Raw genomic sequence first — 17,524 nt, 5'->3', positions numbered from 1 at the left:
GCCGTCTCTCAGTATGTCGGATACTTACACGGGCACGGGAACGGGAATCAATCATGAACCGGAAGCGCATCACAACTATCGCTTCGATTTTTACTCCAGTCGCGATCGTCGCGACTATCGGCCTGGCCGTGCTGAGCGGCGGCGCCTCTGCCGGCACCCGCGACGCGGCCCCGGGCAGCGCCTCCTCCGCGCACACGGCCACCACCGCGTTCACCGCTGGCGCCGCCGCGCCCAAGTTCATCCTGCTCGGCTGCAACAATGATGCTGAAGTCGCTCCGTCGAACATCAGCAACTGCGGGGACGGGGCCGTGGGGCTCACGGCCCTGCACTGGACGAGCTGGAACTCGCACCTGGCTAGCGGCTACGGTACGTACTTCCTGAACGACTGCACGCCCACCTGCGTGGCCGGGCACTTCCACACCTACCCGGCGCTCGTGGTCCTGTGGGGCAGCGCCGCGGTCAAGGGTCACCCGTCGGAGCGCAAGTACACCCGAATGACCCTCATCTTCACCGGGACGCGGCCGCCCTTCTCCCAGGTGGTCAACGGCAAGACCGTCGTTACCCACCCCGTCTCCCTGACCTTCCCAACCTTGACCTTTACCCGGCCGGCCACCTCGACGGGGTGGGCAAGGGCAACTAGCCCCTACCAGGGCCGACGGACGTCGCTGACCTTGGTCCCGTGGATGTGGTCGCTGAGCTCGTCGAGCCGGGCCTCGATCGCGGAGCGGTCCCTGGCGGATAGCTGGCCGTTGTTGGTGCGCATGTCGAACTGCTCGTCGTGTTCGATCTTCTTCAGCACGTCCAGGCTGCGCTGGGCCTCGTTCTGGTCGAGCGATCCGCTCTCGCGTCCGTGGTCGATGCGGTCCTGAATCCAGACCTCGCGGTGATAGAGGTCCCAGACCTGGGCGGAGGCCGCCGCCGCAGTCAGCATGGCGGCTCCAATGAGCCCGGCGCATATCGCAAGCTTCATCTCACAGCTCCTGTAGTTCGAGCCGCCGAAGGCCCGAGAAGCCAGCGTTATATCAAAAAGGATCGTGGAACGATATAATTTCGCAACGGGTCACGGCCGGGTCAGGGCCAGGACCGCGTCGAGGATGTCCCGCGACGCCCGCAGCTCCACCAGGCTTTCGGCCGAGACCTGTTCGAGCAGCGCCTCCCCCTTGGGGGTCACGAACAGGCGGATGCGGCGGCGGTCCTTGGCGTCCGGCGCGCGCACCACTAGGCCGGTCTTCACGAGCCTGGCGACCAGCTCCACCGCGCTGTGGTTCTTCAGCAGCAGATGCTCGGCGAGATCGCCGATGGTGATCCGCTCGCGATCGGGAAAGCCGCCCTTGATCGACAGCAGGGCCTGATGCTGCTGCGGCGTCAGCCCCACCTTGCGGGCGTTCGCCTCCGTGAGCGCCGTGAACCGGCGCAACGCCAGGCGGAAGGCGGCCAGCCGCTGATAGTCCTCAAGGTGGAGCGGCGCGGCGCGGGGCAAATCGAGCCTCCTTGAGGCGGTCGGCGATCACAGAAGATTGTTGCAACCCTGTAGCATTTGGCCTTCTATATCGTAGTCAGATGTAATTGGAGCTCATGCGACATCATCAACATCATCGGGGCCTTCCGCATCCGCCCTGGATGGAAGACGTCCTGGCGTGGCTGGTGATCGGCCTGGTGGTCCTGCTCAATGTGATCCTGATGTGGCGGATCGCGACCGCGACGGTGTGATCCCTACTTCGGCTTCCTGAACCGGAACAGGAACTGGTCGGTCTTCCCCAGGATCGAGGTTTCCAGGACCATCTTGCTGTGGTCGTCGGTGGGGTCGGCCAGGACCTTGCTCTCGCCGTCGAACTTGAAGCCCGCGGCCTCCACCTCAGCCTTCACCGTCGCCGGATCGATGCGGTGAAAGCGGTTCGAGGCCTGGACCACGTCCATGCCGGCCGGCGCAACATGGTCGATGATGACGAAGACGCCGCCGGGCTTCAGGGCCGCGAACACCTTCCTGTTGAAGGCCGGCACGTCGGCCGGGCCCATGAAGCGCACGTGCAGGTCGTGGTAGTTCTGGCGGATGAACACCGCGTCCAGCCCGTCGGGCAGGGCCATGTCGTTCATGGCCGAGGCGATCGGGGTGACGTTGGCCCAGGCCGGGTCCTTGGCGCGCGCCGCCCTCAGGTCGGCGATGCCCGGGTGCACCTTGATGATCTCGTCGGGCATGAAGCCATAGACCTTGCCCTTCGGCCCCACCGCCTGGGCGATGGCGGTGGTGAAGCGGCCGGGGAAGATGTCGGCGACCTTCCAGCCGGGCTTCACGCCCATGAACTTCAGGACCTCCGGCCCATGGTAGGTCGGATTGGAGAGCGCATCGCCGCGGGATTGGTCGATGGGCGAGTGGATGTCGAACTTCGGTGGCTGGGCCAGCGCCCCGCCCGCGGCCAGGGCCGCCCCCAACGAAAAAGCCAGAGCCAGCAGGCTCCTGCGCAAAAGCCTCATGATGTCGCCTCCCCCATTTTGGCGGCATCCTAGGCGCGGTCGGGGTCGCGGCGCTATCCTGAACCCCTACGGAGGCCCTGCCATGTGCCGCAATATCAAGACCCTCTACAATTTCGAGCCGCCGGCGAAGCACGAGGAAATCCGCGCCGCCGCCCTGCAGTTCGTCCGCAAGCTCTCCGGCTTCAATACGCCGTCGCGGGCCAATGAGACGGCCTTCAACGCCGCCATCGAGGCGGTGTTCGAGGCCGGCCACCGCCTGTTGCACGACCTGGAGACCCAGGCGCCGCCCCGCGACCGGGAGACCGAGGCGCAGAAGGCCAAGGCCCGCGCCGCCCAACGCTTCGGGGTCCGCGCCTGAGCGCAGGCCAGGCCACGTGGTTAAGCGCGGCGCAAGCACCCTGACGGGGTTGTTCAGCCGCCGTTCAAGCGGCGGATTCAACTCTCACCGCCATCCCCGCGTTCAGGAGCCCCGGCCATGTCCAACACCCCGCGCAAGCCGTCGGCGTCGCCGTGGGCCGTGGCCCTGCTGGTCCTGAGCAGCAGCTTCGCCGCGATCTCGGTGGCCCTCTTCTCGACGGGCTTCGTTCCCGCCTAGCTGTACGCCCAATCGCCCAAGCCCCGTCATCCCGGCCGCAGCGAAGCGGAGAGCCGGGACCCAGGGGGTTCTGCAGTGCGGTCGCTCCTGGGTCCCGGCTCGGCCTTGCAGGCCGTCCGGGATGACGAAGCTATTCGCGAATTGAACCGCGGCCCTAACCCGCCGCCGGTTCCAGCTTGTCCTGGGTCTTCGTGTCGAAGTCGCTGGCGTCGTGGCGTTCGCGGAGCTGGCTCGACAGTTCGCCGAACGCCCGGTTGACCATGCGGCCGCGCTTCACCGCCGGACGGGCGCCGATCTGGTCGGTCCAGCGCAGGACGTTCCTGTACTCGCCCACCGACAGGAACTCGCCGGCTTCATAGAGCACGCCCTTCACCATCGCCCCGTACCAGGGCCAGGTGGCGATGTCGGCGATGGTGTACTCGGACCCGCCCAGGTACTCGCTCTCCGCCAGCCGGCGGTCCAGCACGTCCAGCTGGCGCTTCACCTCCATGGCGTAGCGGTCGATGGCGTATTCGATCTTGGTCGGCGCATAGGCGTAGAAATGGCCGAAGCCGCCGCCCAGGAACGGCGCCGAGCCCATCAGCCACATCAGCCACGACAGGCACTCCGCCCGCGCCGCGGGCTCCGTCGGCAGGAAGGCGTTGCCGAACTTCTCCGCCAGGTGGATCAGGATCGCGCCGGATTCGAAGACGCGGATCGGCTTCGGCCCGCTGCGGTCCATCAGCGCCGGGATCTTGGAGTTGGGGTTCACCTCCACGAAGCCGGAGCCGAACTGGTCGCCATTGCCGATGTTGATCAGCCAAGCGTCGTATTCCGCGCCTGAGTGGCCCAGCGCCAGCAGCTCCTCGAGCATGACCGTCACCTTCACCCCGTTGGGCGTGGCCAGCGAATAGAGCTGCAAGGGGTGCTTGCCGACAGGCAGGTCCTTGTCATGGGTCGGGCCGGCGATCGGGCGGTTGATCGCGGCGAAGCGGCCGCCGTTTTCCTTGTTCCAGGTCCAGACCTTGGGGGGGACGTAGGCGGCGGCGTCGGGCATGGATCGGGGTCTCCCTTTGGGGGTAAGGCGCGGGCTTCAGGCGGCGCGGCCCCTGCGATGTGGGGGATCGGAGCCCGTTTGGCCAGACTGGGCCTATGGCCAAGCCGCCGATTGCCTGCTCTCTATAGGCCAAGAACATCGGTCTCCGGGAGCCTGTTCATGATCCGACCCTGGCGCTTCTGGCCTGTCCTCTGCCTGCTGGGCGCCATCGCCGCACCGGCCTCCGCCGCCGACTACCGGACCCCGCGCACGCCCTGGGGCGCGCCGAACCTGCAGGGCCAGTGGACCAACTTCTCGCTGACCCACCTGGAGCGGCCGGCCGGCGTTCCGGCGGCGGTGGGCAGGGGCGACGACCTCGCCGCGATCGAGAAGACGGTGTGGGACAACATCATCCCCGACGACAACCTGGGCGGCCGCGAGTCCGAATGGTGGCCGCGGGGGCGCCTGGCGGTGATCGACGGCCAGACGCGCACCGCCTGGATCACCAGCACCCCGGACGGGCGTGTCCCCTATACGGACGCCGGGCTGGAGCGGCGCAAGGCGATCCGGGCGAAAGCCTTCGCGGACTTCGACGGGCCGGAGTCACGCAACACCAGCGAGCGGTGCCTGACCCCCACCTTCTCGGCCCTGGCGCCGCCGATGCAGAATTCCCCCTACTCGGCGGGCTATCGCATCGTTCAGACGAAGGACTCGGTGGTGATCCAATCGGAGATCAACAGCGACCTGCGGATCATCCGCCTCGGCGGCCGCCACGACGTTCCCGGCGGGCACGTTTGGGCGGGCGACTCCATCGGCCATTGGGAAGGCGCGACCCTGGTGGTCGACACCGTGGGCTTCCGGCCCGAGGAGTCCTTCCGCGCGCCGGTGTTCCTGATCGGCCCCGACGCCCATGTGGTCGAGCGCTTCACCCGCACCGGCAAGGCCGAGATCCGCTACGCCTTCACCGTCGAGGATGCGGCGAACTATCGCGAGCCCTGGACCGGCGAGATGATCTTCAAGCCCTTGGCCGACCCGATCTATGAATATGCCTGCCACGAGGGGAACAACTCGCTTCCCGGCATGCTGCAGGGCGCCCGCTATGTGGAGGCCCATCCCCAGCCGGCGGCCGACGGTCACTGACCGGAGGATGACGAGCGTAGGGGCGGCGCGCTAAGAGGACCCATGGCCCTCGACACCTTCCTCAACACCTTCGCCGGCAATCCGCTCGACCGCGCCAGCGACCGGCGCAGCCAGCCCGAATGGATCGCCGAACAGCTGGCCTCGCCCGACGCCCTGGGCCTCGCCATCTGGAACGGCCAGCCGTTCGTGGAACCCCATAAGGACGGCGGGCTGCAGATCGCCTACCTGCCGGCCAAGCTGGTGGGCGAGCTGGCCGGCGGGGCGGAGCGGCTGCTGTTCATGGGCCTCTGGAAGGACACTGCCGTCTTCGCCGTCGACCTGGATGGGGCCGCCAACCCCGCCGACGGCGGCCCGCTGGAAGGCTTCGGCAAGTTCGAGGACCTGCGGGCGGTGGCGCTGAGACTGCCCGACACCGAGGCCGCCATCGTCGCCACCGCCAAGCAGATGTTCGAGTGGCGCCGCCGCCACCCGCACTGTGCTGTCTGCGGCCAGCGCAGCGAGGTCCAGGACGGCGGCTGGAAGCGCAAATGCCCGTCCTGCGAGGCGGAGCATTTCCCGCGCACCGATCCGGTGGTGATCATGCTGCCCGTGCATGGCGAGCGCTGCCTGCTGGGCCGCCAGGAGCGCTGGCCGCCGGGCATGTTCTCGGCCCTGGCCGGCTTCCTGGAACCCGGCGAAAGCATCGAGGAGGCCTGCGCCCGGGAACTGCACGAAGAGGCCGGCCTGCGGGCGGTGAAGGTCCGCTATCACTCGACCCAGCCCTGGCCCTATCCGTCGTCGCTGATGATCGGCCTGATCGCCGAGGTCGAGGACGACGAGGGCACGCCCGACCAGGCCGAGCTTTCCGAAATCCGCTGGTTCACGCGAGCCCAAGCCCGCGACCTGATCGCCGGCAAACTCGACGACGCCGCGGCCCCCGGCAAACTCGCCATCGCCCACCAGCTCATCAAGGCCTGGGCGGAGGAGGGGTAGGCAAGGGCGCTTTCCCTCCCCTGTGGGGAGGGACAGACCGCGAAGCGGTCAGGGTGAGGCAGTCACGACCGGGCGCTGACTCACCAGCTCGAAGAATGCTCTCTGTTCATGGAACAAAAAGTGCACATAATCTCTAATGCGACCCGAGATCGCTCGCGCCCGAGAACTACGCCGCAACATGAGCGAGCCTGAGATCATCCTCTGGTCCCGACTCCGACGCCTGCGCGCGCAGGGCTATGTGATCCATCGCCAACACCCGTTCCGCGGCTACTACCTCGACTTCGCCTGTCTCTCCCGATGGCTCGTAGTTGAAGTCGACGGCTTCCAACACAGCGACGAGGTCCAGGCTGAGTACGACGGGATTCGCGACAAGATCCTGAGACGCCACGGCTTTCGGGTGATGAGGTTCTGGGCAGGCGAGGTTAGGCGCAATCTGAATGGCGTCATGGACCAGATCGTCCTGGCGCTGGAGACGGCGCCTAGCGTTCGCGGTCGGGGTGAGCCAGGCGGATCAGGCGCCGGCGCGGAGCTTGATCGCGGCCTCCTCACCCTGGCGGCTTCGCCGCCTGTCCCTCCCCGGAACGGGGAGGGGAAAACAGCGCCGCCCTACCCCCGCGTCCGGAACGGATCCGCGGAGTACACGCCCAGGATCTCGAACTTCTCCGCGAAGAAGCTCAGTTCCTCGAACGCCAGCGCCAGGCCCCGATCCTCGGGCCGGCCGTCGGCTTCGGCGTAGAAGAAGGTCGCCGTCCAGGCGCCGTTCTCCATGTAGCTCTCCAGCTTGGAGATGTTCACGCCGTTGGTCGCAAACCCGCCCATGGCCTTGTAGAGCGCGGCCGGCAGGTTGCGGACCCGGAAGACGAAGCTGGTGATGCAGGGCTGGGTGAAGGGCGGCGGCGGCGGGTCCTTCTCCGCCGTCATGACCAGGAAGCGGGTGGTGTTGTGGTGCTCGTCCTCCATATCGCGGACGAGGATATCGAGGCCGTAGATCTCCGCCGCCAGGGCCGGCGAGATCGCCGCCTTGGTGCGGTCCGGGGTCTGCGACAGGATGCGCGCCGCGCCGGCGGTGTCGCCCACCGCCTCGGTCTTCAGCTTCATCCGCCGGATGGCCTTGCGGCATTGCGCCAGCGCGATGGGCATGGAGGAGACGGTCTTCACTTCCTCCAGCGTCACGCCGGGATTGACCATCAGCTGGAAGTGGATCGGCTTGAACCGCTCGCCGACGATCTTCAGGCCCGAATTCGGCAACAGGTGATGCACGTCGGCGACGCGCCCGGCGATGGAGTTCTCCACCGGGATCATGCCCAACTTGCAGTCGCCTTTCTTCACCGCCTCGAAGGCTTCTTCGAAGGTCGGATAGGGCGCGGGCTCCAGCTCGGGATAAGCCGCCGCACAGGCCTCATGGCTGTTGGCGCCCAGTTCGCCCTGGAAGGCGATGCGGTCTTTGGTGCTCATCGAAGGGTCCTAGCATGGGCCCGCGCGCGCTCAAGGTCCGCGGGGTTGTCGACGCTGATCGGCGCCTCGTCGATCACCGCCGCCCAGATCGACATGCCGAGTTCCAGGGCGCGCAGCTGCTCCAGCCGCTCGCGTTTCTCCAGCGGCGACGGCGGTGCGGCGCAGAACCGTTCCAGCGCCGCGCGGCGGAAGCCATAGATGCCGTGGTGCAGCCACACCGGCGCGTCGCCGTACAACACCGAGCGGGTGAAATAGAGCGCCCGCGCCGTCCGCCCGTCCGGCTGCATCGCGGCCACCACCTTGGGGATGTCGGGATTGGTCCGTTCAGCCGGGTCAGCCTCGGCCACCATGACGGTCGAAAGATCGCACGACGGCTCGGCGGCCAGCAGGCGCGCAACGACCGCGACGGCGTCCGGCTGCACGAAGGGGATGTCGCCCTGCAGGTTGATCACCACGTCGTGGCGCCGGTCGGGGTCCAGCTCGCCCAGCGCCGCCACGATCCGGTCGGAGCCCGACGGCAGGTCCGGGTCGGTCAGCACCGCGCGGCCACCCGCCCGAACGACCGCGTCCACGATCTCCGAATCGCCCGCCGCCACGGCCACCGGACCGACGCCGGCGGCCTCGGCTTGCCTCAGCACGCGGACGATCATCGGTATGCCGCCGATGTCGGCCAGCGGCTTGCCGGGCAGGCGCGTCGCGGCCATGCGCGCGGGGATCAGGACGATGGGGTTCACGAGGATGCTCGCAGCCTTGCTTGGGCGGTTGCGCGAGCGCCGGTAGCGTGTAAGAGAGCCGGACGCAACAAGGGGCGGGATTCCCGCGCTTGCGCCGGCTTGTGCGCCGGTTCGCAAAGAGGGCCGATTTCGGGAAAATGAGCGACCTGACCTTCAACAAGTACGCCGGCGCCGTGCTCGCCACCGCCTTTGTCATTGCTGGCCTAGTCCAGCTCTCGGGCGGCGTGTTCAGCGAGGAGAAAGTGGCCAAGCCCGGCTTCCAGGTCACGGTGCAGGAAGAGACCGGCGGCGGCGCGGCCGCGGCCGACGTTCCGCCCGACTGGGGCACGGTGCTGAAGACTGCGGACCCCGCGGCCGGCCAGGCGGTCTTCGCCAAGTGCCAGTCCTGCCACAGCCTGACCGCCAACGGCACGGGCCCGAACCTGACCGGCGTCGAGGGCCGCAAGCCCGGCACCGAGGCCGGCTTCGCCTATTCCGACGGCATGAAGGCCTTCGGCGAGAAGCAGCCGGTGTGGGACTACGACCACCTCTACATGTTCCTCAAGGGCCCGCAGGCCTACGTGAACGGCACGAAGATGACCTTCGTCGGCCTGAAGCAACCGCAGGACCGCATCAATCTGATCGCCTACCTGCACACCCAGGGTTCGACGCTGCCGATCCCGGCCCCGAACCCCGCCGCAGCCGCTCCGGCGGCGGCGGGCGCAGCTCCGGCTCCGACCGCGAAGCCCGGCGACAAACCGGCCGCAGCGGCTCCCGCAGCCGCTCCGGCGGCCGACGCCAAGACCCCGCCGACGAAGTAGCGACGTCCCTTCTCCCCTTGTGGGAGAAGGGGGCCTGCGGAGCAGGTCGGATGTGGGGTCGAAAGCCTTATCCGATCTGACTTCCGCCCCGCGTGGAGAGCGGAGCAAAGCCCCACATCCGTCAGCCTTCGGCTGCCACCTTCTCCCCAACGGGGAGAAGGACCTCAGATCCGCCTGAACGCAGTGGGTTTCCCCACGCCCGCCGCGTCGATCCGGGTGATCGCGGTTTCCAACGGCTCGATGGCCACCGCCATGTGGAAGCCGTTGGCGTGGACGATGCGTCCCCCTTTAGCGCTTGGTGGATCCAGGCCGATGCCCACGTGGCCCTTCCAGAACACCAGGTCGCCGCGCCCGAACTCGGCACGCTCGATTTCCCGGCCCAGGTCCGCCTGCTGATCGGTGTCGCGCGGGCAGGCCTGGCCGCAGGCGAACAGCGCCGCCTGCACCAGGCCGGAACAATCCAGCCCCAGGCTCTCGCGTCCGCCCCACAGATAGGGCGCGCCCAGGAACCGCTCCGCCACGCCGGCCATATCGGTCTCGAAGGTCCCGATGGGCGTCAGGTGCTCGGCGGCCATCCAGCCGGCGCCGGCGACCCTGGCCAGCCGGCCCTCCGTCGCCTCCGCGGCGACCAGGGCGTTCATCGAATAGGGTCCGGACGCGCGCGACTTGATGCTGGGCTCGGCGAAGGCGTAGGTGCGCGCCGCGCCCACCCGATGCGTCGGCTCCGGCCCCGGCGCGGCCAGGGCCGAGGCGGCCACGAAGCCCACATAGCCGTCCCGCCGCGCCTGGCCCCAGAGGAAGCCACCCTCCTCCTCGACGGCCTCGAAAGCCTCGCCGAACAGCAGCTGGTCCATCTGTTCCGACGCCAGGTCCGGCGCGCGGTGGACGCCCACCGCCGCAACGGCGCAGGTCAGGGTCTTGGGATCGAGGTAGACCTCCGCGCGCACCAGGCCCTCCAGCGCCCGGCTGGCGATCCCGTCGCGCAAGGGCGTCACGCGGGGGTCCCAGGAAGCCGAGGCGTCCATCACGCGAACCGGTCCCGGATCATCCGGTAGAGCCCGCGGATCGCCTGCGCCTCGGCGCCGGCCGGATGGCCCGGCCGGTTGCGCGGGTTCCAGGCGAAGATGTCGAAGTGCGCCCAGGGCCCGCAGTTGGCCCCGCTGGGGGCGAACCGCTGCAGGAACAGCGCCGCCGTCACCGAGCCCGCCTGGGCCCAGGCGTCCGGGTCGTTCTTGATCTCGGCCACGTCTGAGTCGAGGGCCTCGGCATAGGGCTTCCAGAGCGGCATGCGCCAGACGGGGTCCGACGTCGCCTTGGCCGCCGCCTCGATCTGCCCGGCCAGCTCCTCGTCGTCGGTATAGAACGGCGGCAATTGCGGCCCGAGCGCCACCCGCGCCGCCCCCGTCAGCGTCGCCAGGTCGATGGTCAGCGCCGGCTCGAGTTCGCCCGCGCGGGTCAGCGCGTCGGCCAGGATCAACCGCCCCTCGGCGTCGGTGTTGCCGACCTCGATGGAAAGCCCCTTGCGCGAGGCCAGCACGTCGCCCGGCCGCATGGCGTCGCCGCTGATGGCGTTCTCCACCACCGGCGTCAGGATGGTGAGCCGCACCGGCAGCTTCGCCGCCATGATCATCCGCCCCAGCGCCAGGGCGTGGGCCGCGCCGCCCATGTCCTTCTTCATCTGCCGCATGCCGGCTGAGGGCTTGATGTCGAGGCCGCCGGTGTCGAACACCACGCCCTTGCCCACCAGGCAGACCAGCGGCTTGTCCCTACCGGCGCCCTCCCAGCCCACCTCGATCATCCGGGGGCTGCGCGCCGGATCGGCGGCGCGGCCGACGGCGTGGACCGCCGGATAGTTGGCCTCCAGCAGGGCGTCGCCGGTGACGACCGCGATCTTCGCGCCATGCAGCTCGGCGATCTCACGGGCGATGGTCTCGATCTGCAAGGGGCCCATGTCGTTGGCCGGCGTGTTGACCATGTCGCGGGCGAGCGCGCAGGCGTGCGCCACCTGGCGAACCTCGGCGACGTCCACACCCTCGGCCACCAGCTTCGCCCGCTCCGCGCCGTGGGCCTTGTAGCGGTCGAAACGGTAGCTCCCGAGTGCGAAGGCCAACGCGACGTCGTCGGGCTTGAGCCCCTCGGGCGCCCGGGCGATCCGGTAGGTCCCGGCCGGCAGCTTGGCGGCCAGAGTGCGGAAGGCCATGGGATCGCCGCCGGCGCCCAGCCCGAACAGCACATGCGCCAGCGCCCCGTCGGCGCCGGGGACCAGCAGCAGCTGGCCGGCCTTGCCCTTGAAGTCGGAGAGCGCCGCGAAGGCCTTGGCGCCCGCCGGGATGGCGTCCAGCGCCGGCCCGGTCTCCGCCTCGGTCAGCGCCTGCACCGGGATTGTCGGGCCTTCGGCAGCGTCGAGGATCACGTCGGACATGAGGGGCCTTTCCGGAGAACGAGGAAGCCGTCCTTTTCCTAGCTAGTTTGCGCAAGCCTTCCAACGGAAGGTGTAATCGCGTCCTTCTCCCCCTGTGGGAGAAGGTGGCAGCCGCAGGCTGACGGATGTGGGGTTTTGCTCCGCCCTCGGCGCGGGCGGCGGCTTCAATCGAAGCTGAGATGTCTGAGAGACCCCACCTCCGACCTGCTTCGCAGGCCACCTCCTCCCGCAAGGGGAGGAGGGCCGGAGGGGCTCCGCGCGAGCGGCGACGTCGATCGTAACTGGGCTGGACCCTTCGGCCGCCACTTTCTCCCACAAGGGGAGAAGGGAACGTTCGGTGGCTGCTGGCTTCGCGGGGGGAGAGGCATGCGCCTCAGAGATGCGCGCCGAGCGCGGAAGCCGGGAAGGCGATAAGCGCGCCGAGCGCAATGGCCACGCCGTAGGGCACGCCCTCGCCGGGCTTGGCCAGGCGGACGACCCAGGCCGGGCCGGCGCTGGCGATCGCCTGCAGGGGCCCGGACCGCAGGGCCAGCAGCCCCGCCGCCAGGGCTCCGCCCGCCACGCCGGTGACCAGCAGGAAGGTGGGCGCGCCGGTCAGGCCAAGCCACAGGGCCGCGGCGGCGAACAGCTTGGCGTCGCCGCCGCCGATCCAGCGCAGCGCGAACATCACCATCGCCGCAACCAGGGCCACGAGCCCCACCGCCAGGTCGGCCGCTGCCAGCCGCCAGGGCAGGCCGAGCGCCACCGCGGCGACTGCAAAGGCTGCGATCAGGACCCCCGGCATCCAGTTCGGGATGGTGTAGCTGGTCGCGTCGCGCAGGCCCGCGGCGATCACCAGGATCGGGAAGACCAGCAGGATCGCGGTTTGGAACAGATGGATCATCGCACGCTCCTGTAAGCGCCCAGCATGACGCCGTCCGATGAACGGAGGGTTTCGCTGTGGCCCGGTCCCAAAACGAAAACCCCCCGACGGTCGCCCGTCGGGGGGTTCTTGGGTCCAAGCGTTAAACCGAGGCTTAGGCGGCGTTGGCCGCCGTCAGCTTGTCAGAAATGCCTTGGAAGGTCGTGCTCAGCTGACCACCGACCGCGGTCAAAGCGACCACGAGGACCACGGCGATGAGCGCGGCGATCAGGCCATATTCGATGGCCGTCGCGCCGGACTCGTCCTTCAGGAACCGCGTAACGAGTTGCGACATTTCTACTCTCCACAAAACGATTGGCCGCAGCCGCTCGATGGTTCGACGAACTCTTAGGCGGCGGCGTTGGCCGCCGTCAGCTTGGTCGAGATGGTGCTGAAGGTCGTGCTCAGCTGACCGCCGAGCGCGGTCAAAGCGGTGACGAGGACGACAGCGATGAGCGCGGCGATCAGGCCATATTCGATGGCGGTCGCGCCGGACTCGTCCTTCAGGAAGCGCGTGACAAACTTGGACATGATGATCTCCTTATGAGCGAGCAGTCGTTGGCGGGCTTCAAGCTGTTCGCCTGCTCGCCCTAATGCCACACCAAGTTCGCAGACTTCACTTAATCGGCAGTAAATGGATCAGTATTCAATCTAAGTTTCTTTGGTAAATTGAGGTTAACACTTAATTTCGATTAACCACTCGACGGATGGTATCCAGCTTGACTGTAGTCGCGGCCATCCGGGGTCATTAAATCTCAGTCAATCACGGACGCCGCCGCCTCGCCCTTCTCCCCTTGTGGGAGAAGGTGGCGGCCGAAGGCTGACGGATGTGGGGTCGCGCTCCGCTCTCCGCGCGGTGCGGAAGTCAGATCGGATAGGGCTTTCGACCCCACATCCGACCTGCTTCGCAGGCCACCTTCTCCCGCAAGGGGAGAAGGGGCGCACAAAAGCTCGCGGCTTTCCCTTGGCGAATGTCGATCCTTCCTAGCGGTCGCCGCCGCGCGCCGGACCGCCGCCCTTGACGAACATCAGGCCCCCCAGGCCGATCGCCAGCAGCAGGATGATCGTCGCAAAGCCGCCTTGCTGGCTGTGGGTCGCCCGGGTTCCCCAGTTGACCAGGGTCGGCGCGAGCCAGGCCGTCGCCACGCCGGAGAGCGCGAATACTCCGAAGAAGGCGCCCGCCTGGGTCGGCGGAGTCAGCCGGGTCAGCAGCGTGCGGCTGGAGGCGTACTGGCCCGAGATGAACACCGCGTTCGAAAAGCCGATCAGGATGAAGATCCAGTCGGGAAGCTGGCGGAACACCGGCCCGTTCCACAGCGGCGCATGCGCCGCGGGGTCGTAGGGCCAGAGGTAGAGGATCCTGTCCGGCGCGATCCCGAGCATGGCGGCGAGACCGACGATGGTCATGAAGATCTGGATCCGCAGCGCGTTCTTCGGCCCAAGGCCGGCGTCCAGCAAGCGGGCGACAAAGCCGCCAAAGGCCGCCAGCACGCTCAGCAGGACCCCGTAGGCCAGCATCGCCAGCGGCGGCCACTTCATGACGCCCACGGCGTAGACGCCCGCATAGATCAGCACCGCGTTCATGCCGTCGACGAAGAACATCCGTGAGGCGAGGTAGATCACCGCGTCGCGATAGCGCCGCACGGTCTTGAGCATGGCGGCCAGTTCGCCGGCCCCCGCGGCCCAGGCCTTCAGCATCAGGACGCCGGTGCGCGGCGCGTCCGGGGTGAACAGGAAGAGCGGGATCGAGCCCAGCGCCAGCAGCCCCGCCGACATCAGGGCCACCACCCGCTCCGGCTCGTGGGTCGCCGGGTTCAGGCCGAACAGCGGCGAGGCGGGGACCCAGGCCCAATGGACCTTGCCCGGCAAGGCGAAGGCCCAGGCGGTGAAGGCCAGCGCCACCACCGAAAAGGAGTTGCCCAGCGTCAGCGCCAGGCCCGAGGCCTTGTGCGCCGCGCCCAGGCCCGCGGCCCGCACCAGCAGCGAGTTGTGCAGCACCTCGGTGTAGACGAACAGCACCCGCGCCGCGATCACCAGCAGCATCAGGATGGGCAGCGTGATCGCCCCGCCGGGCTTCGCCCACCAGAGCGCCGCGATCAGCGGGACCATCAGCCCGACCGCCAGGCCCAGCCAGCCCTTGCGCGGGCCAAGCTTGTCGATGGAGGCGCCCAGGAACGGCGCGGTCACCACCACGATCCAGCCGATGTACTGGTCCCAGCTGGAGATCACCTGCTGGCCGCGCACCGGGTCACCCACCAGCACCGCGGCCACATAGGGCATGAAGATGTAGATCGTAACCAGGATGATGAAGGGGTCGCGGCCCCCCTGGAAAATGGACCAGGACGCGCCGCCCAGGCTCAGCTTCCCGTCGCCGCCCACCTCGCCGACCATGGTCTCATCGACCACCGCCGAGACGCCGTGGACCTCCAGTGGAGCGGACTCGGTCAAGGCGCGCCCTCCCAGGCTCCGCCTTTGCGGCGGTTGGGCGCGACGTTGACCGACTTTCGAGGCGGAGGCTAGGCGAAGGCCTCCAACGTGTCCTTCTCCCCCTGCGGGAGAAGGTGGCCTGCGAAGCAGGTCGGATGTGGGGTCGAAAATCCTCTCGACCGCACCTAAGCTGAGCCATGGACCGCAAGGCGATGGTCAAACGGGCTCGGGCCCTGCGAAGCAATCCGACGGCGACTGAGCGGCTGCTTTGGAGCCGGCTCCGGCAACGAAAGCTTGGCGGCCTGAAGTTCCGCTGTCAGACGCCGATGGGACCTCACGTCCTCGACTTTGTCTGCTTCAGGTATCGGCTGATCGTTGAAGGGATGGTCCCTTCCACGATCCCGAGCGCGACGCGGTCCGCGACGCCTGGCTGGAAGCACGGGGGTTTCGGGACCTCAGGTTCAGCAATCGCGAAATCGCCGGCTCGCCTGAGCAAGTCGCGGATCGAATCCTGGCCGTGCTGGACGAGTTGGGCCCGTCCCGAAGCTCTGAGCGACCCCACCTCCGACCTGCTTCGCCGGCCACCTCCTGCCACAAGGTGTTCAGACCGGGGACATCCGTCACGGATGTCTCCGCACACCCGTCACGGATGTCCCCGGTCTGAACACAAGGGGGGAGGATCTCTTAGGCCAGCTTCCGATCCGCCGCCGCCAGCGCGGCCTTGGCGTCGGCCGCGAAGCCCTGGGCGTTCAGGGCCTCGCAGAGCGCGGTCAGGCACAGGCGCACGTGCCAGGCGGTGGCCGAGGCGCCCATCAGGCCGATCCGCCAGACCTGGCCCTTCAGCGCCCCGATGCCCGCGCCGATCTCCAGGTCCCAGTTCGCCAGCACATGGCTGCGCACCGCCGCCTCGTCGACGCCGTCCGGCACGCGCACGGTGTTGAGCTGCGGCAGGCGGTGCGGCTCGGCGACCAGCATGGAGAGGCCCGCGGCCTCGATCCCGGCCACCAGAGCTTCATGCATGCGCGCGTGGCGCACGATGGCCGCCTGCTGGCCCTCTTCGAAGATCGCCACCAGGGCCTCATGCAGGCCGTAAAGCGCGTTGATCGGCGCGGTATGGTGATAGGTCCGGCCGCCGCCCCCACTTCCATCGGGGCCGCCCCAGTAGCTCATCAGCAGATTGAAATCCAAAAGCCAGTTGCGGACCTTTTCCTTGCGGCCCGAGATCGCCGCCTGGGCCCGCTTCGACAGGGCGATGGGCGACAGCCCCGGCGGCGCCGACAGGCACTTCTGGGTCCCGGAATAGACCACGTCGGCGTCCCAGGCGGCCACGTCCACGACGATGCCGCCCAGCGAGGTGACGCAGTCGACCACCGACAGCGCCCCGTGCTTACGCGCGACGGCGCAGAGGCTCGCCGCATCGCTGCGCGCGCCGGTCGAGGTCTCGGCGTGCACAAAGGCGAACACCTTCGTCCGCGCTTCGGCCAGCGCCGCTTCACAGCGCGCCACATCCACCGGCTGGCCCCAGTCGTGATCGACGGTGACCACGCTCGCGCCGGCCCGTCCGGCCATGTCGGCCATCCGCCCGCCGAACGCCCCGTTGATGGCCACTACGCAGCGGTCGCCCGGCTCCAGCAGGTTCATGATCGCCGCCTCCATGCCCGCCGTTCCCGGCGCGGGCAGCGGGACGCAGGCGTGGTCCGGGGCGTTGAACAGGCGCTGCAGGGCCGCCTTGATCTCCTCCATCAGCGCCTGGAACTGCGGGTCCAGGTGACCGATGGTCGGCCGCGCCAGCGCGCTCAGCACGCGAGGGCTGACGTCGGAGGGGCCCGGACCCATCAGGATCCGCCGCGGCGGCTGGAAGGATTGCATGTCAGTCTCGCGGTTAGGGTGAAAACTCAACTATAATTGAAATATATCAACATCTTGGAAAATCCCGTCTTCCCGGACGGCCTGCAAGGCCGAGCCGGGACCCAGGGGCGACCGCACTGCAGAACCCCCTAGGTCCCGGCTCTCCGCTGCGCTGCGGCCGGGATGACAGCATTGGAGGGGCGAATAATTGAGTCTTCAACCTAGTACTACAGTTGCGGCTCAAGTGATTTTCTGATTCCCTTCGACAGGTTATGGAGGGAGCCATGTCTGTCGCCTCGTGGTCAGGATCCTTATTGGCTTGGGAGCAGGAGCTCACAGCGCTGAAGGCGCGGGTTGGGCGGGTGCTTCGGCGTCGTGAGCTGCGCGAGACGGGCGCGGATTTCCTGGATGGTCTTCTGTCGGGCATCGAGCGCAAGACGGGCTGGCTGATGGCTGAGCAATCCGGCGCCGATCGGCCCTACCGGATGCAGTCGCTGTTGGGGCGTAGCCAATGGGACGCCGATCAGCTGCGAGACGAGGTTCGCGATTATGTGGTGGAGGCGCTGGGCGACGCGGACGGCGTCCTCATTGTTGACGAGACGGGGTTTGTGAAGAAGGGGGATCGCTCTGCCGGTGTCGCGCGCCAGTACTCGGGGACAGCGGGTCGGATCGAGAACAGCCAGGTCGGCGTGTTCCTGGCCTACGCGAGCCGCTACGGCCAAGCGCTGATCGATCGCAGGCTT

20 protein-coding genes and 4 pseudogenes are annotated in these 17,524 nt (G+C 68.2%); 10 read left to right on the top strand and 14 right to left on the bottom strand.

All coding sequences use genetic code 11. The features are described from left to right. Positions 1–643: 643 nt before the first annotated feature. The gene (locus VHS75_RS06790) at positions 644–970 is read right to left on the bottom strand and encodes a hypothetical protein (protein WP_329637852.1); all 327 of its coding nucleotides are present in this window, start codon (positions 968–970) and stop codon (positions 644–646) included. A 90-nt stretch (positions 971–1,060) separates the two neighbouring features. After that, a complete protein-coding gene (locus tag VHS75_RS06785; RefSeq protein ID WP_329637851.1) occupies positions 1,061–1,480 on the bottom strand; it encodes a MarR family winged helix-turn-helix transcriptional regulator in 420 nt (139 codons plus the stop codon). Positions 1,481–1,575: 95 nt separating this feature from the next. Here VHS75_RS06785 and VHS75_RS06780 point away from each other — a divergent pair, with 95 nt between their 5' ends. Next, entirely contained in the window at positions 1,576–1,710 is a 135-nt protein-coding gene (locus VHS75_RS06780) for a hypothetical protein (RefSeq protein WP_329637850.1), read from the top strand. 3 nt (positions 1,711–1,713) lie between these two features. On the opposite strand, the gene VHS75_RS06775 is transcribed toward VHS75_RS06780, so the two are convergent. Then, positions 1,714–2,472: a methyltransferase gene (locus VHS75_RS06775; RefSeq protein ID WP_329637849.1), complete on the bottom strand. Its 759-nt coding sequence runs from the start codon at positions 2,470–2,472 to the stop codon at positions 1,714–1,716. 82 nt (positions 2,473–2,554) lie between these two features. Here VHS75_RS06775 and VHS75_RS06770 point away from each other — a divergent pair, with 82 nt between their 5' ends. Both VHS75_RS06770 and VHS75_RS06765 read left to right on the top strand, forming a co-directional pair. Beyond that, positions 2,555–2,830: a DUF2277 domain-containing protein gene (locus VHS75_RS06770; RefSeq protein ID WP_329637848.1), complete on the top strand. Its 276-nt coding sequence runs from the start codon at positions 2,555–2,557 to the stop codon at positions 2,828–2,830. Between the two features lie 264 nt (positions 2,831–3,094). Continuing rightward, positions 3,095–3,193, top strand: a pseudogene (locus VHS75_RS06765) (hypothetical protein); the annotation flags it as partial. A 28-nt stretch (positions 3,194–3,221) separates the two neighbouring features. Here VHS75_RS06765 and yghU read toward each other — a convergent pair. Further along, positions 3,222–4,103 (bottom strand): glutathione-dependent disulfide-bond oxidoreductase, encoded by an 882-nt coding sequence (gene yghU / locus VHS75_RS06760; protein WP_329637847.1) that lies wholly within the window; start codon positions 4,101–4,103, stop codon positions 3,222–3,224. Positions 4,104–4,262: 159 nt separating this feature from the next. Here yghU and VHS75_RS06755 point away from each other — a divergent pair, with 159 nt between their 5' ends. The 3 genes and pseudogenes from VHS75_RS06755 to VHS75_RS23065 all read left to right on the top strand — a co-directional run. Further along, on the top strand, positions 4,263–5,222 hold the full coding sequence (locus tag VHS75_RS06755) for a hypothetical protein (protein ID WP_329637846.1): 960 nt from the start codon (positions 4,263–4,265) through the stop codon (positions 5,220–5,222). 42 nt (positions 5,223–5,264) lie between these two features. Further along, the gene (nudC, locus tag VHS75_RS06750; protein WP_329637845.1) at positions 5,265–6,194 is read left to right on the top strand and encodes an NAD(+) diphosphatase; all 930 of its coding nucleotides are present in this window, start codon (positions 5,265–5,267) and stop codon (positions 6,192–6,194) included. 136 nt (positions 6,195–6,330) lie between these two features. Beyond that, positions 6,331–6,651: pseudogene (locus VHS75_RS23065) on the top strand (endonuclease domain-containing protein); the annotation flags it as partial. A 149-nt stretch (positions 6,652–6,800) separates the two neighbouring features. On the opposite strand, the gene VHS75_RS06745 reads toward VHS75_RS23065, so the two are convergent. Beyond that, positions 6,801–7,649, bottom strand: coding sequence for a prephenate dehydratase (locus tag VHS75_RS06745; protein ID WP_329637844.1), 849 nt, complete (start codon positions 7,647–7,649; stop codon positions 6,801–6,803). Beyond that, entirely contained in the window at positions 7,646–8,383 is a 738-nt protein-coding gene (locus VHS75_RS06740) for a 3-deoxy-manno-octulosonate cytidylyltransferase (protein ID WP_329637843.1), read from the bottom strand. Before VHS75_RS06740 ends, VHS75_RS06745 begins: the two co-directional genes overlap by 4 nt. A 137-nt stretch (positions 8,384–8,520) precedes the next feature. Between VHS75_RS06740 and VHS75_RS06735 the strand changes: the two genes are divergently transcribed. Then, positions 8,521–9,183: a cytochrome c family protein gene (locus VHS75_RS06735; RefSeq protein WP_329637842.1), complete on the top strand. Its 663-nt coding sequence runs from the start codon at positions 8,521–8,523 to the stop codon at positions 9,181–9,183. A gap of 164 nt (positions 9,184–9,347) precedes the next feature. Here the strand turns inward: VHS75_RS06735 and VHS75_RS06730 are convergent, their stop codons facing one another. The 6 genes from VHS75_RS06730 to VHS75_RS06705 all read right to left on the bottom strand — a co-directional run bounded on the left by VHS75_RS06730 (position 9,348) and on the right by VHS75_RS06705 (position 14,954). Continuing rightward, positions 9,348–10,208 carry an NlpC/P60 family protein gene (locus VHS75_RS06730; protein ID WP_329637841.1) on the bottom strand — a complete coding sequence of 287 codons (861 nt, stop codon included), beginning with the start codon at positions 10,206–10,208 and terminating at the stop codon, positions 9,348–9,350. Continuing rightward, positions 10,208–11,605, bottom strand: a complete 1,398-nt coding sequence (locus VHS75_RS06725) for a leucyl aminopeptidase family protein (protein ID WP_329637840.1) — start codon at positions 11,603–11,605, stop codon at positions 10,208–10,210. The genes VHS75_RS06730 and VHS75_RS06725 overlap by 1 nt, the downstream gene beginning before the upstream one ends. Before the next feature lie 373 nt (positions 11,606–11,978). Continuing rightward, the gene (locus tag VHS75_RS06720; protein WP_329637839.1) at positions 11,979–12,488 is read right to left on the bottom strand and encodes an A24 family peptidase; all 510 of its coding nucleotides are present in this window, start codon (positions 12,486–12,488) and stop codon (positions 11,979–11,981) included. 133 nt (positions 12,489–12,621) lie between these two features. After that, a complete protein-coding gene (locus VHS75_RS06715; RefSeq protein WP_329637838.1) occupies positions 12,622–12,801 on the bottom strand; it encodes a Flp family type IVb pilin in 180 nt (59 codons plus the stop codon). A gap of 53 nt (positions 12,802–12,854) precedes the next feature. Further along, on the bottom strand, positions 12,855–13,037 hold the full coding sequence (locus VHS75_RS06710; RefSeq protein WP_329637837.1) for a Flp family type IVb pilin: 183 nt from the start codon (positions 13,035–13,037) through the stop codon (positions 12,855–12,857). 453 nt (positions 13,038–13,490) lie between these two features. Beyond that, entirely contained in the window at positions 13,491–14,954 is a 1,464-nt protein-coding gene (locus VHS75_RS06705) for an MFS transporter (RefSeq protein WP_329637836.1), read from the bottom strand. Between the two features lie 176 nt (positions 14,955–15,130). Between VHS75_RS06705 and VHS75_RS06700 the strand changes: the two are divergent. Both VHS75_RS06700 and VHS75_RS06695 read left to right on the top strand, forming a co-directional pair. Next, a pseudogene (locus VHS75_RS06700) lies at positions 15,131–15,253 on the top strand (DUF559 domain-containing protein); the annotation flags it as partial. 110 nt (positions 15,254–15,363) lie between these two features. After that, complete coding sequence (locus VHS75_RS06695; RefSeq protein ID WP_329637853.1) at positions 15,364–15,597, top strand: hypothetical protein; 234 nt, start codon at positions 15,364–15,366, stop codon at positions 15,595–15,597. A gap of 20 nt (positions 15,598–15,617) precedes the next feature. On the opposite strand, the gene VHS75_RS06690 is transcribed toward VHS75_RS06695, so the two are convergent. Together VHS75_RS06690 and VHS75_RS06685 are read right to left on the bottom strand one after the other, a co-directional pair. Continuing rightward, entirely contained in the window at positions 15,618–16,802 is a 1,185-nt protein-coding gene (locus tag VHS75_RS06690; protein WP_329637835.1) for an alanine--glyoxylate aminotransferase family protein, read from the bottom strand. 30 nt (positions 16,803–16,832) lie between these two features. After that, positions 16,833–16,970 (bottom strand): annotated as a pseudogene (locus VHS75_RS06685) (hypothetical protein); the annotation flags it as partial. A gap of 95 nt (positions 16,971–17,065) precedes the next feature. On the opposite strand from VHS75_RS06685, the gene VHS75_RS06680 reads away from it, so the two are divergent. After that, positions 17,066–17,524: IS701 family transposase (locus VHS75_RS06680; protein ID WP_329637834.1), on the top strand; the 459-nt coding region annotated here is incomplete at its 3' end.

The organism is Phenylobacterium sp. (genome assembly GCF_036264965.1).
Classification (GTDB): Bacteria; Pseudomonadota; Alphaproteobacteria; order Caulobacterales; family Caulobacteraceae; genus Phenylobacterium.
Note: the sequence above shows the minus strand (reverse complement) of the source record. Positions and strands in the feature narration are given on the sequence as shown.